Source organism: Bacteroides ilei, assembly GCF_900128495.1.
Taxonomy (GTDB): domain Bacteria; phylum Bacteroidota; class Bacteroidia; order Bacteroidales; family Bacteroidaceae; genus Phocaeicola; species Phocaeicola ilei.
In genome coordinates this window covers 2,483,969-2,498,387 of record NZ_LT635801.1, presented here as the reverse complement: position 1 = coordinate 2,498,387, position 14,419 = coordinate 2,483,969, and the positions used below count along the sequence as shown (strand labels likewise).

Annotated in this window: 14 protein-coding genes; all 14 read right to left on the bottom strand. The window is 39.9% G+C overall.

Annotated elements, in window-relative coordinates:
* Complete coding sequence (gene gmd, locus BQ7489_RS10760) at positions 1 to 1,095, bottom strand: GDP-mannose 4,6-dehydratase (RefSeq protein ID WP_072531003.1); 1,095 nt, start codon at positions 1,093 to 1,095, stop codon at positions 1 to 3.
* A 33-nt stretch (positions 1,096 to 1,128) separates the two neighbouring features.
* Positions 1,129 to 2,466, bottom strand: a complete 1,338-nt coding sequence (locus BQ7489_RS10755; RefSeq protein ID WP_072531002.1) for a nucleotide sugar dehydrogenase — start codon at positions 2,464 to 2,466, stop codon at positions 1,129 to 1,131.
* 11 nt (positions 2,467 to 2,477) lie between these two features.
* The gene (locus tag BQ7489_RS10750) at positions 2,478 to 3,233 is read right to left on the bottom strand and encodes a glycosyltransferase family 2 protein (protein ID WP_072531001.1); all 756 of its coding nucleotides are present in this window, start codon (positions 3,231 to 3,233) and stop codon (positions 2,478 to 2,480) included.
* 6 nt (positions 3,234 to 3,239) lie between these two features.
* The gene (locus BQ7489_RS10745) at positions 3,240 to 4,142 is read right to left on the bottom strand and encodes a hypothetical protein (RefSeq protein WP_072531000.1); all 903 of its coding nucleotides are present in this window, start codon (positions 4,140 to 4,142) and stop codon (positions 3,240 to 3,242) included.
* On the bottom strand, positions 4,139 to 4,693 hold the full coding sequence (locus tag BQ7489_RS10740; RefSeq protein WP_083580574.1) for a WcaF family extracellular polysaccharide biosynthesis acetyltransferase: 555 nt from the start codon (positions 4,691 to 4,693) through the stop codon (positions 4,139 to 4,141). Before BQ7489_RS10740 ends, BQ7489_RS10745 begins: the two co-directional genes overlap by 4 nt.
* 12 nt (positions 4,694 to 4,705) lie before the next feature.
* Positions 4,706 to 5,842: a glycosyltransferase gene (locus BQ7489_RS10735; RefSeq protein ID WP_072530999.1), complete on the bottom strand. Its 1,137-nt coding sequence runs from the start codon at positions 5,840 to 5,842 to the stop codon at positions 4,706 to 4,708.
* Positions 5,839 to 6,924, bottom strand: a complete 1,086-nt coding sequence (locus BQ7489_RS10730) for a phenylacetate--CoA ligase family protein (protein WP_072530998.1) — start codon at positions 6,922 to 6,924, stop codon at positions 5,839 to 5,841. Before BQ7489_RS10730 ends, BQ7489_RS10735 begins: the two co-directional genes overlap by 4 nt.
* Before the next feature lie 279 nt (positions 6,925 to 7,203).
* The gene (locus BQ7489_RS10725; protein WP_083580572.1) at positions 7,204 to 8,334 is read right to left on the bottom strand and encodes a CapA family protein; all 1,131 of its coding nucleotides are present in this window, start codon (positions 8,332 to 8,334) and stop codon (positions 7,204 to 7,206) included.
* Positions 8,335 to 8,626: 292 nt separating this feature from the next.
* Positions 8,627 to 10,474: an IS66 family transposase gene (gene tnpC, locus BQ7489_RS10720; protein WP_072530997.1), complete on the bottom strand. Its 1,848-nt coding sequence runs from the start codon at positions 10,472 to 10,474 to the stop codon at positions 8,627 to 8,629.
* A 90-nt stretch (positions 10,475 to 10,564) separates the two neighbouring features.
* Positions 10,565 to 10,843, bottom strand: a complete 279-nt coding sequence (gene tnpB / locus BQ7489_RS10715; protein WP_230315480.1) for a transposase — start codon at positions 10,841 to 10,843, stop codon at positions 10,565 to 10,567.
* A 47-nt stretch (positions 10,844 to 10,890) separates the two neighbouring features.
* Positions 10,891 to 11,253 carry a hypothetical protein gene (locus BQ7489_RS10710; protein ID WP_072530538.1) on the bottom strand — a complete coding sequence of 121 codons (363 nt, stop codon included), beginning with the start codon at positions 11,251 to 11,253 and terminating at the stop codon, positions 10,891 to 10,893.
* Positions 11,254 to 11,443: 190 nt separating this feature from the next.
* Positions 11,444 to 12,436 (bottom strand): glycosyltransferase, encoded by a 993-nt coding sequence (locus tag BQ7489_RS10705; RefSeq protein WP_072530996.1) that lies wholly within the window; start codon positions 12,434 to 12,436, stop codon positions 11,444 to 11,446.
* Between the two features lie 4 nt (positions 12,437 to 12,440).
* Entirely contained in the window at positions 12,441 to 13,757 is a 1,317-nt protein-coding gene (gene gmhB, locus BQ7489_RS10700; protein WP_072530995.1) for a D-glycero-beta-D-manno-heptose 1,7-bisphosphate 7-phosphatase, read from the bottom strand.
* Positions 13,758 to 13,772: 15 nt separating this feature from the next.
* Positions 13,773 to 14,411: a D-sedoheptulose-7-phosphate isomerase gene (locus tag BQ7489_RS10695; RefSeq protein WP_072530994.1), complete on the bottom strand. Its 639-nt coding sequence runs from the start codon at positions 14,409 to 14,411 to the stop codon at positions 13,773 to 13,775.
* Positions 14,412 to 14,419: the final 8 nt, after the last annotated feature.

Sequence of the window (14,419 nt, the reverse complement as noted above, 5' to 3'; positions counted from 1 at the left end):
TTATTTCACGATTCCTTTTTCCAGGTATTCGGCCAGGTTCATCCGGATATGGTCGCCTGCCTTCTCCACGGCCACCTTCGCCATGTCATGGTCTACCATGATCTTCACCAGTTCCTCAAAGCTGGTCTTCGACGGGTTCCAGCCCAGTTTCGCCTTCGCCTTGGTAGGGTCACCCCACAGGTTCACCACGTCCGTCGGGCGGTAGAAGTCTTTAGATACCTCTACCAGCACCTTGCCGGTAGCCTTGTCGTAGCCCTTTTCGTCCAGCCCTTCACCCTTGAACTCCAGCTCGATGCCCACATACTTGAAGGCCAGTTCCGTAAACTCACGTACCGAGTGCTGCACACCCGTAGCTATCACGAAGTCTTCCGGCTTGTCGTTCTGCAGGATCAGCCACATACATTCCACGTAGTCCTTCGCATAGCCCCAGTCACGCAGGGAAGACAGGTTACCCAGGTACAGCTTCTCCTGCTTGCCCTGTGCTATACGCGCGGCGGCCAGCGTGATCTTGCGGGTTACGAAAGTCTCCCCACGGCGTTCGCTTTCGTGGTTGAACAGGATACCCGAGCAGCAGAACATGTTATATGCCTCGCGGTATTCCTTCACTATCCAGTATCCGTACAGCTTGGCCACGGCATACGGGCTGTAAGGATGGAACGGTGTGTTCTCGTTCTGCGGAACCTCCTCCACCTTGCCGTACAGTTCCGAAGTCGATGCCTGGTAAATGCGGCAGGTCTCCGTCAGTCCGCACTGGCGCACGGCTTCCAGCACACGGAGCACGCCCGTAGCGTCCACATCGGCCGTAAATTCCGGCGAGTCGAAGCTCACCTGCACATGGCTCTGTGCGGCCAGGTTATATATTTCGGTCGGTTTCACCTTGTTCACCACCTGGATTATGCTCATGGAGTCTCCCAGGTCGGCATAGTGCAGGTGGAAGTGTGGCTTTCCTTCCAGGTGTGCGATACGTTCACGGTAGTCTACCGACGAGCGGCGGATGGTGCCGTGTACGTCATAACCTTTTTCCAATAGGAACTCAGCCAAGAAAGAGCCGTCCTGTCCGGTGATACCGGTAATCAATGCTGTCTTGTTACTCATAAAATTATTAAAAGTTTGTTTTTTGTTTTTATGTCAATCTCTTCTGAATATATCCCGTGTATATACTTTTTCCTTTACATCGTCCAGACACGTATCATAGCGGTTGGCTATGATGGCCTGGCTCTGCTGTTTGAATGTTTCCAGATCATTCACTACTTTCGACCCGAAGAAGGTGCTGCCGTCTTCCAGCGTAGGTTCATAAATGATTACGGTGGCTCCTTTGGCCTTGATACGTTTCATAACGCCCTGGATACTGCTTTGGCGGAAGTTATCGCTGTTCGATTTCATGGTGAGGCGGTACACCCCGATGACGCATTGTTTCTCTTTCGCAGGGTCAAAGTCTCCCCGGTTATAATAATCATAATATCCGGCCATTTTCAGCACCTGGTCGGCAATGAAATCCTTGCGTGTACGGTTCGATTCCACAATGGCGTGAATCAGGTTTTCCGGTACGTCTGCATAGTTGGCAAGAAGCTGCTTCGTGTCTTTCGGCAGACAGTAGCCCCCGTAGCCGAACGACGGATTGTTATAATGTGTACCGATACGTGGATCCAGACAAATACCCTGAATGATAGCCTGTGTATCCAGCCCTTTCACTTCGGCGTATGTATCCAGTTCATTGAAATAGGAAACACGCAAGGCAAGGTATGTATTGGCGAAAAGCTTTACTGCCTCTGCTTCCTTCAGTCCCATAAACAGCGTTTCCACATTCTCCTTGATAGCCCCTTCCTGTAGCAGGGCCGCAAACTCATGTGCCTTTTCTTCCAGGTGTTCTCCGGCGATGGCGTTGATGGCTGCATTTTCGGCATCCCGTCCGTCGATGAATTTCGGATAGCCCACGATGATGCGGCTGGGGTAGAGGTTGTCATAGAGGGCCTTGCTCTCGCGCAGGAATTCCGGCGAGAACAGCAGGTTGAATTTCTTTCCCTGAAGGGCAGGAGAGGTTTTGAATTTCTCCGCGTACTTCACGTACAGGCTCCGGCAGTAACCTACCGGGATAGTGCTCTTGATGACCATCACCGCATCCGGGTTCACTTCCAGCACCAGGTCAATCACTTCTTCCACGTGGCTTGTGTCGAAATAGTTCTTCACCGGATCATAGTTGGTCGGAGCCGCGATGATGATGAAGTCCGCATCCTTGTAGGCGGAAGCTCCGTCCAGCGTAGCGGTCAGGTCCAGTTCCTTTTCAGCCAGGTATTTTTCGATATACTCGTCCTGTATCGGACTGATTTTATTATTGATTTTATTGACTTTTTCAGGAATCACGTCTACAGCCGTCACTCTATGGTGTTGGGCCAGTAGGGTAGCGATGGACAGACCTACATAGCCTGTACCGGCTACGGCGATATTTATATGCTTGAAATCGTTCATATTTCGAGAATTTAAAATTTTAATTTGGCTGTAATGAACTGAGGTATCTTCCAGGCCATTTTTTGAAGTTTAGTCCAGGTAGGGGGGAGCCCATGGCTCCGGTACATACGTACATCCTCTTCCCACATCTGTTTGCGCTTGGCACTATCGGTAGAAAGCCCTCCCATCCGCATCCTGACAATGTATTCGTTCAGGTAGGATACCTTCAGATTCGCTTCATAGAGGTAGCGGAACAGGAAATCCGAATCTGCCGCTATTTTGTAGCTCTCATCATAAAGTCCTAGTCGGTCTATGCAGGATTTCCGGATATAACATGTCGGGTGCAAAGGAAGCCATCCGTGTTTCACTTTCCATTTGGAATAATTTCCTCCTATCCAGTTACGGATTACCTTGTTTGTATCCTGAAAGTCAACAAACAGTCCGTTCCCATACACGAAGTCTGCTTTCGAATCATGGAATTTCCGGACTATTTTACTGATGGTGTCAGTGGAATATAAAAAGTCATCGCTGTGCAGCAGACCGATAATGTCTCCGGTAGCCAGTTTGATACCTTTGTTGATACCCTCATACATACCTCTGTCCGGTTCCGAGATGATTTTCGCTATGCGGTCCTTATAGCGGTTTATCACCTCTAGTGAGTTGTCCTTACTGGCTCCGTCCACTACGATGTATTCTATGTCCGGGTAGTCCTGTGCCAGTACGCTTTCTATCGCCTGTGCTATGGTAGCTTCACGATTGAAGCACGAGGTTATTATTGAAACTTTCATTAATCGTCATTTTATATATTCCGGCATAATTTTTTCCATTATATCTGCCAGCTTCCTTTGTCCCTTAGCGTTGATATGAATTCCGTCTCTGTAATCCTTTTCCGTAAAGTTGTAGTCCAGTTCTTTTATTAGAGTTACCTTGTTCTTTTTTGTCCAGTCTATTATTTCCATGCCTTGTTCATTGTATTTGTCTTTTTTCAGTTCATCCAGGTCTGCATGCAGATATACCACCAAGGGAATATCGGCACTATCTGCTATGGCTTTCAGCTCGTCAAAACCCGAATTGAATACCATTCCGCCTTTCTTTATCCCCACACCCTGCGCCACCTTCTGGTCAGGATCAGGCTCCGTACTCTTTTTCTTGAACACCCGTGGCATCACATATCTGTCCATCAGTTCCCATAGAGCCAATTTATACTGTTTGTCAGGATAGGCAGGATGCACTCCAACTATAGGCTGAAAATCCATATTGTCGTGTGCGTCGTGGCTGCTCACAAGCAGAAACATAGCCTTTGCCCTGAACAGACCCTTCTCTTTCAAATACGCCGCACAGTTATCCGGTCCCCAGCTGCCTGCAGAAATGTTCAGCATCTGCATTCCCGTTTCTGCCGTGAATACAGACGTAGCCAAGTCCTTCTGGTCTGTCTGTATTCCTCCGAATATCACCGAGTCGCCAAGCCCTAATATTATGGTCTTTGTGCTGTCCGGCTCGTCACTTCGTTGCGAATAGCTGTTATACTTGTAATGGTTGAAAAATCTCGAGCCCTCCTGGTTGGGGCAAACCATATATTCATATTTGTCACTTGCCTGATAGAGTGGGGCATTGCATAATCCGTAAATTCTTAGGGCGATTTCCCCCCCCCCTAACAAAATAATTGGAATAGCCAAAAATATTTTTAGTTTTTTCATCTGATTATTCTTTTTCTTATCTGTTTAGCTGGGTTCCCCTGATAAATACTATATTCCTCCATATCCTTTGTTGCAATAGATCCAACAGTCAGTAGCGCATGACTATGAACTGTTACTCCCGGACAAACCACTGATTTTGCTCCAATCCAAGCTCCATCTTCTATGATGATAGGAGCATTTCTATAATCAAACGAAGTAAGGGTATAATCATGATTACCAGTAAGTAGTAAAGCCCCTTGCGATATACACACATTGTTACCAATAGTAACGTAATCCAGATTATCTATCCAACAATTTTCACCCAACCAAACATTATCTCCAATAGTTAGTTTCCATGGGAACTTGATACATACATTATTTTTTATTATCAACCCTTTACCTATCTTGGCCCCGAATGCTTTTAACAGAGCTATCTTTATTCCCATAAACGGATTCCATGAGGCGCGTACAATTAGTGCGTTCACGAAATACCATATAATTATTTTAAGAAAACCTGTTCCCTTACTAAAATTTCCGTTTGAAAAAGAATCAAGCTGAACTTTATTAATCATTGTTAGTAATAACTATGTATTAAAATAAACAAAAGAAGGTTTATTTTTATCTGTACAGATCCATTCATAAAGGATCTTGAATTTCTTTGCGACTTCTTCTATCGAATAATTATCTTCCATCAGCTTACGACCTCTTTCACCCATTTCATCCAATTCAGTTTGAGGTAATTGTATAGCCTTTTTTACTGCTTCTGTAATTACTTGCTGGTTATAATCAACCCACCATCCGCACTTGTGTGTTTCCAGTTCTTCCCATGGTGAACCTTTGGTTGCTATACATGGGATACGTCTTATTAAGCCTTCAAGAATGACATTCCCCAAATTCTCGAATTCACTTGGCATAGCCAAAACGGAAACAGAGGCTATAGCTTCATCTTTCTCTTTGCCTGAAAGGAAACCTGTAAATCTTACGTTATTCAGTCCAAGCCTTTTTACTTCGTCCTTCAGGAAACGTTCGTATTTTTCATCTCCACCACCTATTATCAGCAATTCAGCATCCTTTGCTATGTCTTTTAAATCATCAAAAGCATATATAAGGCTCTCTACATTTTTTCTTGGCGACAACCTGCCTAAATAACCAAGCCTGAATATATCATCTTTCTTCTTCTCGGTATATTCTTTGATTTCTATAGGGTTAGGAATAACAGCGATAGGAGAGGTCACTCCAAGTTCCCTGCAATACCTCATTTCATCCATACATGTCACCTGTACACAAGCAGCCTTGTTCAGATCATTTAATAGTCGAAGCTTTAACGACAGGAGTTTGAAAAACTTGTTCGATTTCCTTATATCCTGCGGATAAAGCATTCCTCTTGGGGTAATGATATAAGGTTTATTCAATGATTTTGCCACATTTGCTATGGCGTATGTCGGATATTGCCATACACCCTGGGCATGATATATGTCGTAATCACCCAAAGCCTTTATCTCTTTTTTTAGAGTAGGAGAGTATGCTAATTTGTGTTCCAATGGAGCTTTGGCATAATGAACTTGCACCTCTTCACCTCTTAGTTTCCCGTTTGTAGAAAGAGGATACATGATTATTTCTGCGTTAACTCCTTGTTGTTTGAGTCCATAAAGCGTGTTATAGGTACTCATAGCCGGTCCTCCGGCATTGACATTAAGGGTTCCGAAATGAAGGACTTTCATAAATTGTTCTTTATTTTATCCAATGCTATTTCACTGATTATATATCTTATTTTCCCCTTATCATCATTAATATGGTTCACAATAGATATACTGACGGGTATTTCATTATTTACTTTAGCTTCAAGTGTTCTCTTTATGGTATCAAGAGCTTTCTTTGTCTCTACATTATCTTTGTATATTTTGACTCTGATATCTAAAGAATAATCCTTCGCCTGATATACCTGAAATTGATCAAAGATTGTAGGATAATCATCAAACAAACAAGTTAAATAATTGCCATCAATATATCTTCCATTGGGAGTATAAACAGAATCAGAAGTCCTACCCTTTATTCTTTTAAGTTGAGGCAATGGGTTGCCGCATTTGCAGGATGTTGATATGATTGTACCTTTATCACCTATTTCATATTTGATTAGAGGAAAGACCTTATTCTCAAAGCATGTTACCAGTATGTCACCTTCCTCATCAGTTACATATTTGTTATTAGATAAAATATCTATGTGTACTGAATCGTAATTAATATGCAAATCATCCGAATCTTTACATTGCATGGCAATATTAGGAAACTCATTAGAACCATACTGATTCATAATCTTACAATTGTAAGCTCTTTCCATTTTTAGTCTGACATTATCCATCAATGGAGCACTTGTTGACCAAACTAATCTCAATGTAGTTATTGAAATATTATGTGTATTTATATAATCGGCAACTTTTTCCAATCCACCCACGTATCCCTGAAGCCAAACTATTTTCTTGCTGATAATCTCATTTACGAAGTTTTTTATTTCTTCCTCATTCATCGAGGAAGCATTCAGATAAGCTCTTTGGGTAGGCCACCATAAGGCTCTGTTCTTAAATTTTCCGAAAAAAGTGGTAGGCACTCTTCTATGTATAATTCCAACATTATCGGCGGGGGAAACGTCCCATTGCTTGAACATTCTCCATCCTAACACTTCCCAATTGAACCTTTTGTCTGTATAGATTTTTAGTGGTAATCCGGTAGATCCTCCTGTTGTTGCTATTCCTATATGTTTATCCGGTACATTTGAATTTTTGATTTTCTCTATGTTTTCTCGCACTAACTTTTTAGGAAGAATAGGAACTTTTTCCCAGTCTTTTTCTTTTTTAAGATCAGAAGGATTGAAACCTTTGCTATCATAATATTCTTTATAGAATGGTATGTTATCATATGCAAATTGTACTATTTCAATTCTTCTTTCCCAATTTAATTTTTTTAAATATTCTAATTTGCCCCCCCCCGGAATTTAAAGAAATATTAATAAGCGATAACTTATATTGAGAGCATGCAGCCTTTCTGAAAAGCCTATTCTTTATCCAAAATATTAAATCTTTTGCGTTCATTTCTTAAGATATTTTTTATTTAGTGCAGAAATCAGTAATTCTCTATGTGATTCACATCTTACAGCGTTTAAGCGTGTTGCCAAATCCTTTCTTGAGAGTAAAGAAGGTAAATAGCCTCTTTTATATAAAGCTACGAGATATCTATTAGTATATGGTAAAATACGTGAAATCGCTTTTCTCTCTTGTGATTTCTTGTATTTACAATATTTTTCATTCAAACGCATATCGTCAACTATTATCGAACTTAACTCATCAAATTTATTATTAAATATAGATAAATCAGGTTCTCTTAGTTTTAGTATCTTATTATTATTATAGCATTGAACATATGGTATCTTTTCATAAGTTGATATCTTTTGGGCGACAGAATCTATTTTTATATTTAAACAAAAACCTTCATTCCATACACTTCTATCTCGATTTTTATTGTTAAAATAAAAATTACCCAAACTATAGAAAATAATTCCATCTTTATATTCTTCCATACCACTTATGCAGTGAGGATGGTGGCCAACAACAGCATTTGCTCCAGCATCTATAAAGAATCTGTAATTTTCTTGTAATCGAGGACTTGGTAATTGATAATATTCATGTCCGCCATGAGCTATTAATATTATTATTGAAGCTTTATTCTTAGCCTGTTGTATCTGATTATATATTTTAATAGGCTCCATAGGATTTGCTCCAGAAGTCATATCACCTGCGATGGAAAACTCCTGCTCACAACAATTTATAATGGCTATTTTACATTTATCTTTTTCAAAATAAAAAGGTTTTGAAGCTTCTTCTGAATTTTTCCCTCCTCCGACAAATTCAACTGAATTATTTTTACAATAGTCTATAATATTATTAAATCCTTCATAACCATAATCCAATGTATGATTATTAGCTATTGTAAAAAGAGTCTTACCATAGCAAGTTATATATTTTAGTTGTTCTTCATTACTGTATAATGAGGGTCCTTCTTTAATTATAGGTTTTTCATCTTTATATTTAAGCGCACATTCAAGATTAGTTATAATTAAATCATGACCAGACAATATGTCTTTTATGTCTTCAAAAGAATTATCATCTAAATCATTTAGATGAGGACAAAAATCACCGGTAATTAGAAGACTTATTTTCATTATTAAAACTATTTATCAGTATTTTATTTATACAATATTTTGTTTTAGCATTATTTTTTATTCCACTCTGTTTTCTTTTCTATGAAAATATTGATGTCCATAATTCTTTTTATTCTCTTTGGAAGAAATGAAATACAATACCAGCAGCAAATACTAAATTTGACAACTAATTACTATCTCCAAGAACTATGGCATAAAATGAAAACAGTAAGTTTCCAATTTTAGGGTAGCCCCTTTTAGACGGGTGCCAGCAGGCACCCGTCTAAAAAAGAGTTCACACATTTAACGATTATTATTTGCATATTGTCATGGGAAGCAGGTTTTCGTAATCCGTTCTTCCCTTTTTTAATTCTCTGAGCAGCCTGCAGAAGTAATCCCTGAAGGAGACACCTACCTGTTTGCAGGTTTCTATAAAGGTATTATAGATTGCGGAGTTCTGTATTCCTTTCACGCTTCCGAAGAACAGACTGTTCTTTCGTTGGACAGTGATTGGTCTTATCGCTCTTTCCGCCGCCATATTGTCTATTGAGTATTCTCCGTCATTTCTGTAGGCGAAGATCTGATTCCAGAAGTTCTTCAGATAGTTAAGGGCCTTGCTCATAAGTTCACTTCGGCTCTCATCCGGATTTGCAAGCAGATCATAAAGCTCTGTCCTTATCCTATCGATGATTTCCGTCGTTTCCTTACTGTTCCTTCTGCGGTAAATCTCGTCTGCAGTAAGTTTTTCCCGGCGATAAGTATCTTCCATGCCGTATAGCTTTGCTATCTGCTCAAGGAAGATTCTTGCCTGCGGGCTTCCCTGGTCGAAGGCATACTTGAACTTTGCCCTTGCATGAGCCAGACAGCAGAGATGATCTATATCCATAAGTTCGTTGTCAAGATACATATATACGTTATAACCGTCACTCTGCAGTGATTTGATTTTTGCATCACCAAGGAACTCCTTCAACACATTTCTGCTCCTTCCTCCATGTTTCTGCAAACCTTCATCGTCCGTTGTGTTCTCATAAAAGAAGATGACAATACGGGCTTTTCTGTTTACCAGACACCACATATAGGTCTTGCGTTTCTTATTGTAAGCGTGGTAACGAAGCCATGTCTCGTCCACATTCACGTTCGCACCGTCCTGAAGGGCAATTTTCTTGAGGGCAGGTATCAGCTTGTTCAGCTGCATGGCACCTTTGTCGGCCCAGTTCAGCAGGTTCTGCACAGAAGTGTTCCAGTCCATATCCGACAGACGGTTTTTAGCTTCCCTGTATGCCGGTGTTGACATCTGGAAGCGGTTGAACATAAGATACGAGAGCATGTTTGCCGTAATGCTTGTACCCGGTACAATCTCATTGTAGATGTCAGCCCGGGCGTCATCCTTCATAGGAAGGAACATGCTTTCAATCCTGCCGTCGGCATGCTTTACCTTAAGCACTTCAAAGTGATGTTCCTCAATATGGCTCACGATATTTCTTATTTTACGATAGCTTGATGATATCACTACAGACCCCTCAGGAAGCATTGTATAATCGGACTTGTGTATTATCGGGGTACCTACACAGTTCTTGTTGTATCTCATCCCTTTTCTATACGGTCTTTCCTTGGAATGAGGAGTGGCCGGAGTATCCTGCGCGTCGCATGATGCGGCAGAGTCTGACTGTGGAACTTCACCAGCCGGAGCAGTGGGAGTTCCGTCAAAGTCATCCTTGTCGTCATGCTTTCCTTTTACGACCTTTTTGCGGTCAATGCCTTTAAGGCTTTTGGATGAAGCGTAAGTCTGGTTATTCATAAGTGAAAGACGCTCGACAAGGGCGTTATGCTTTTTCTCAAGCTTTTTGTATTCCTTGTCGCGGAGCTTGCATTCAATGGCAGCCTTCTCTGCCTTGCTGTTTGCCTTAAGCAGGGCATCTGTAAGGGAATCAATCTTACGGTTGGCTTCCTTCAGGTCTTTTCCTATTTCATCAAGTCGTGCTATCATTTCATCAAGCTGCTTGCTCTTGTTCTGATTCTCCTCAAACAGGAACAGGGCGAACCTCTTTATCTGCTCATTATCCATACCTTCAAGGGGTGTATGCTCCTTTTCAGGCCTGTTCATCATCTCTTCAAGATGCTTCTGTCTGAGTATGTGTTCTATGAGTTCCTCTGTTTCCATGTTCTCTAAATTTTATGTAAAAATACTCATTTTCAGTGAGATACACAAATATTTAGAGAACTTTTATTGCTGATATTCAGAGTTATATCATTAAATTCTTATGCTCGTTATTACCGGAGTTTCAAGTATCGTGACCAGGTCTTTCCAGTCTATCTTATACACTGTCACATCGTCCTTGCGCTCTATCCTCATGAACCTGTAGCCCTTTATGAAGGACTTCTCATGAAGATAATAGGCATTGCGCTCATAGTGTATCATGCGAACCTTGCGCTGGTCTTTAGACATGAACATGTAAACATCGCCGTTCATCGGGTCACGGTGGTACCTGCCGCGGATTATCTCACATATACGCTGAGCCTTGCATCTCATATCATGAAGCTCAGGAAGGTAGTAGAAGTTGTGAAGACCGTTGATGCTCAGCATAAGCCCTCCAGTTTCTCTACCAGCGTTTTCAGCCCCTGATAGTCTAAGCCTTTCTTCTGAATGCACAAGCCCTCACGGGTTCTTATCGTTACCATGATACTTCCTTTATGGGGAGTTGTACGTTTGGGCTTGTCCTCAGTAACATCCTCATGTGTATTGTCGCTTTGGAGCAACTCTTCAGGAATACCTTCCACTTCTACAGGTACAACCTTCTTCTGTGTCTTCTTGAACCAGTCATAGAATGCCGTGTATGGAATATTGTTGCCAATGCAGAACGAGTTGATGGAAACTCCATTGGGCTCACCCTCGGTTTTGTAGAGGAACCACAGTCTTTCAAAATCTTTTTCGCTAAACATAATCTTTCGAGTTTTAAGTTTAGCACGAAGGTATGGGAAAGAACCATGCTAGTCAATACGCCAATTTTGGAAGCTTACATGAAAACAAAATAATAATGTTCTATTTCTATATAGGGCTGTCTTGCTTTTTCTCATAAAAATCTATTGTATGGGATTAGAAACATATAGTTATAGCCAACAATGATAAGTTTTATAATTTACAATATAATTCCCAATATAGTTTTATCGCATTTTCTAATGAGAATCTTTTTATATTATTGAGTCCATTTGTTATTAAACGGTTTCGTAAAGATTCATCATTAATTAACTGTATTAGTTTAGATTTATATTCTTCTACGTCTAACGGATTGTCGAGTAATAGAGCCCCATCAGGACCGGCTACCCAATTCATAGGTTCTTTATTAGTTGTAATTACCGGTTTACCTGCTGCCTGTGCCTCTATTGTAGGTACACCCAGACCTTCAAATAAAGTTGGAAATAAAACAATGTCAGCATTGTCATATTCTGCAACGACCTCAGAAAAAGGAAGTCCATATCTATTTGTAAAATCAATGTTATATTTCTTACATAATTCAATTTGTTTATCTGTCATTTTTTTTAAAACACGTAATTTTACATTCATTCCTTTTATAACCTCAATTGTTGTCTCCAGGTTTTTATTTACTGCAGTTCCTGTTTGTAACAAAACTGGACATTCTTTATTAAAAGGCTTATTCTTAGGTGAAAAGATAGGAGGAAGATGATGATGCGTTATTACTTGTAACTTCTTGTTATTATAATATCTCTGTATTGATTTTAGAACAAATGGATTAGTACAAACTGCAGCAGATGCCAATTTAATGGGTAACCATATCCAAAAAATATATTTATATAATTTATCTAATGGACCTCTATGAGCCATACGCATAGCATAATCATCATGTATTGTAAGGACTGATTTTCTACCTATCAATCCCAAAATTCCATAATGAATGTCTCCGGTGATATGGTTTATACCATCTTTTGTGCTATGCTTCCTGATAAAACGAATGTTTCTCCATAAATTAATTGGATTACCTCCAGTATATGGCATAGAAAAGACTTCAACATCGTTGTTTTCTCCCATTTTCGCTATAAAGTCTTTAAAATTCTCTTCTATACTATTAGCTAGTGAAGGTTTTCTGTGAAAGTATATTATCTTCATATCTTTATAAGTTTGAATCTATAATTTTAATAACTTTCTGTTTTAAAGAATTTATACCATTCTCTTCAATCAATATACACCCTTTCAGTTTGGCATTAGTCCCTGCATCTATATCACGATTACTGTCGCCAATAATATACGATTGCGATAAGTCTATATTAAAGTCTTTTGTTGCCTGTAGAATAAGTCCCGGTTTCGGCTTTCTACAATCACAGTCGTACTTATATTCGGGGCGTTCACCAGCAAAACCTTTGTCAGTATGATGGGGACATACATATATACCATCGATGAATGCTCCATTTTTACCCAATTCCGTTTCCATTTTATCATGAATGGATTGTAATTGTTCAAAACAGCATTCACCTCGTGCTATGACAGGCTGATTTGTTACAACTATGGCCAGATACCCTGATTTGTTTATTAATCTGATTGCCTCAGCGACACCCGGTATTAATTCGAATTGCTCCGGATTTGTTATGAATCCGGATGACTTGTTTATGGTTCCGTCCCTATCCAGGAAAATCGCTTTTTGCTTGTTCTTTAAGTTGCGCGCATGAACTTTACCCGTTTCTATATCCTTTGTAGTTTCATAAAATCTATCCGGTGTACCCATATCTTTAATATATTCAGGGGTATCGTATGCATATATCTTTCCGCTTTTGATATTAGGTTTTAAAACATCTCTGTCAAGGTCTATTTTATCCGGGGTTTCCGGGTGTCTTGGAATGAAGTTCTTCATAGTCTCTTTCAACAGTTCAGGAGATATAATTTCTATACCCGCATTTACCCTGTTTTTATAGAATATTCTTTCATCTTCCTTATTTATCCATTTTAAAACTTGATGAGTGTCAACAGGTAAGCCTCCTTTCTCCTGTGGCGGAAGAACTTTTGTGACAATCAAAGAGCTGTCGTATGGATGTCCGTTCGGATGTACCATCAGGCTTGCCCAAGCATTATTTGATTTATGGAAATCAATAAAACGGTTAAAATCCACGTCCAATATCACGTCTCCGCATAACAATAAAAAGTCTTCTGTCAATTGGGGTATTTTAAATAAAGCTCCGGCCGTACCTAAAGGTGTGTCTTCAATAAAATATTCTATCTTGACATTCCATTTTTCACCGTTCCCGAAATAGTCTTTTATAACATTCCCCAGATATCCTATGACAAGTATTATATCTGTAAGTCCACAAGCCCTCAAATTCTCTATCTGATATTCTAAAATAGGCTTTCCGCATATTCTAATCATTGGTTTGGGAATATCGTTTGCTACAGAAGCGATGCGAGTTCCTCTACCACCTGCCATTATTACTGTTTTCATATACTAAAAATTTTGTTATCCGAAAAAACGTTCTTCCAACATCATGCAGAGACAATGATATACAGGTAGATGTAATTCTTGTATTTTATAAGTCTCAGTTTCAGGTACTTGGATGCAGACGTCCGCAAACTTCATCAATTTATTCTCTTTGGCTCCTGTTAGTCCTATAACTTTTAATCCCTTTGATTTAGCTGTTATTGCAGCGTATAATACGTTAGAACTGTTTCCACTAGTTGATATACCTAAAAACACATCACCGCTTTTCCCATATCCATTAACCTGTTGGGCAAAAACCAGAACCGGTTCGCTATCATTCATGTACGCTGTAGTAAGAGAAGAATGTGCGGTTAAAGTGATAGCCGGTAATGCGCCTTGTAAATTTTCAGCTAAAAAGGTACCCATTTCTTTATCTATCATTGTTAATGCAGAGGCTTGTTTGGAATAGACTTTTCTTTTTAACTTAAATTCTTTCATCAACTCTCCCACAATATGCTCTGAATCGGAAGCCGAACCACCGTTTCCACAGACAAGGAGTTTTCCGCCATTCAAGTAGCATTTTTCAAGAATATTATATGAATCAATAATATAATCCCTACAAGTTTCCAATTGTGGATAACGTTCTATTAAGTCATTCAGATGTTTGTTCAAATCCATAACAATCG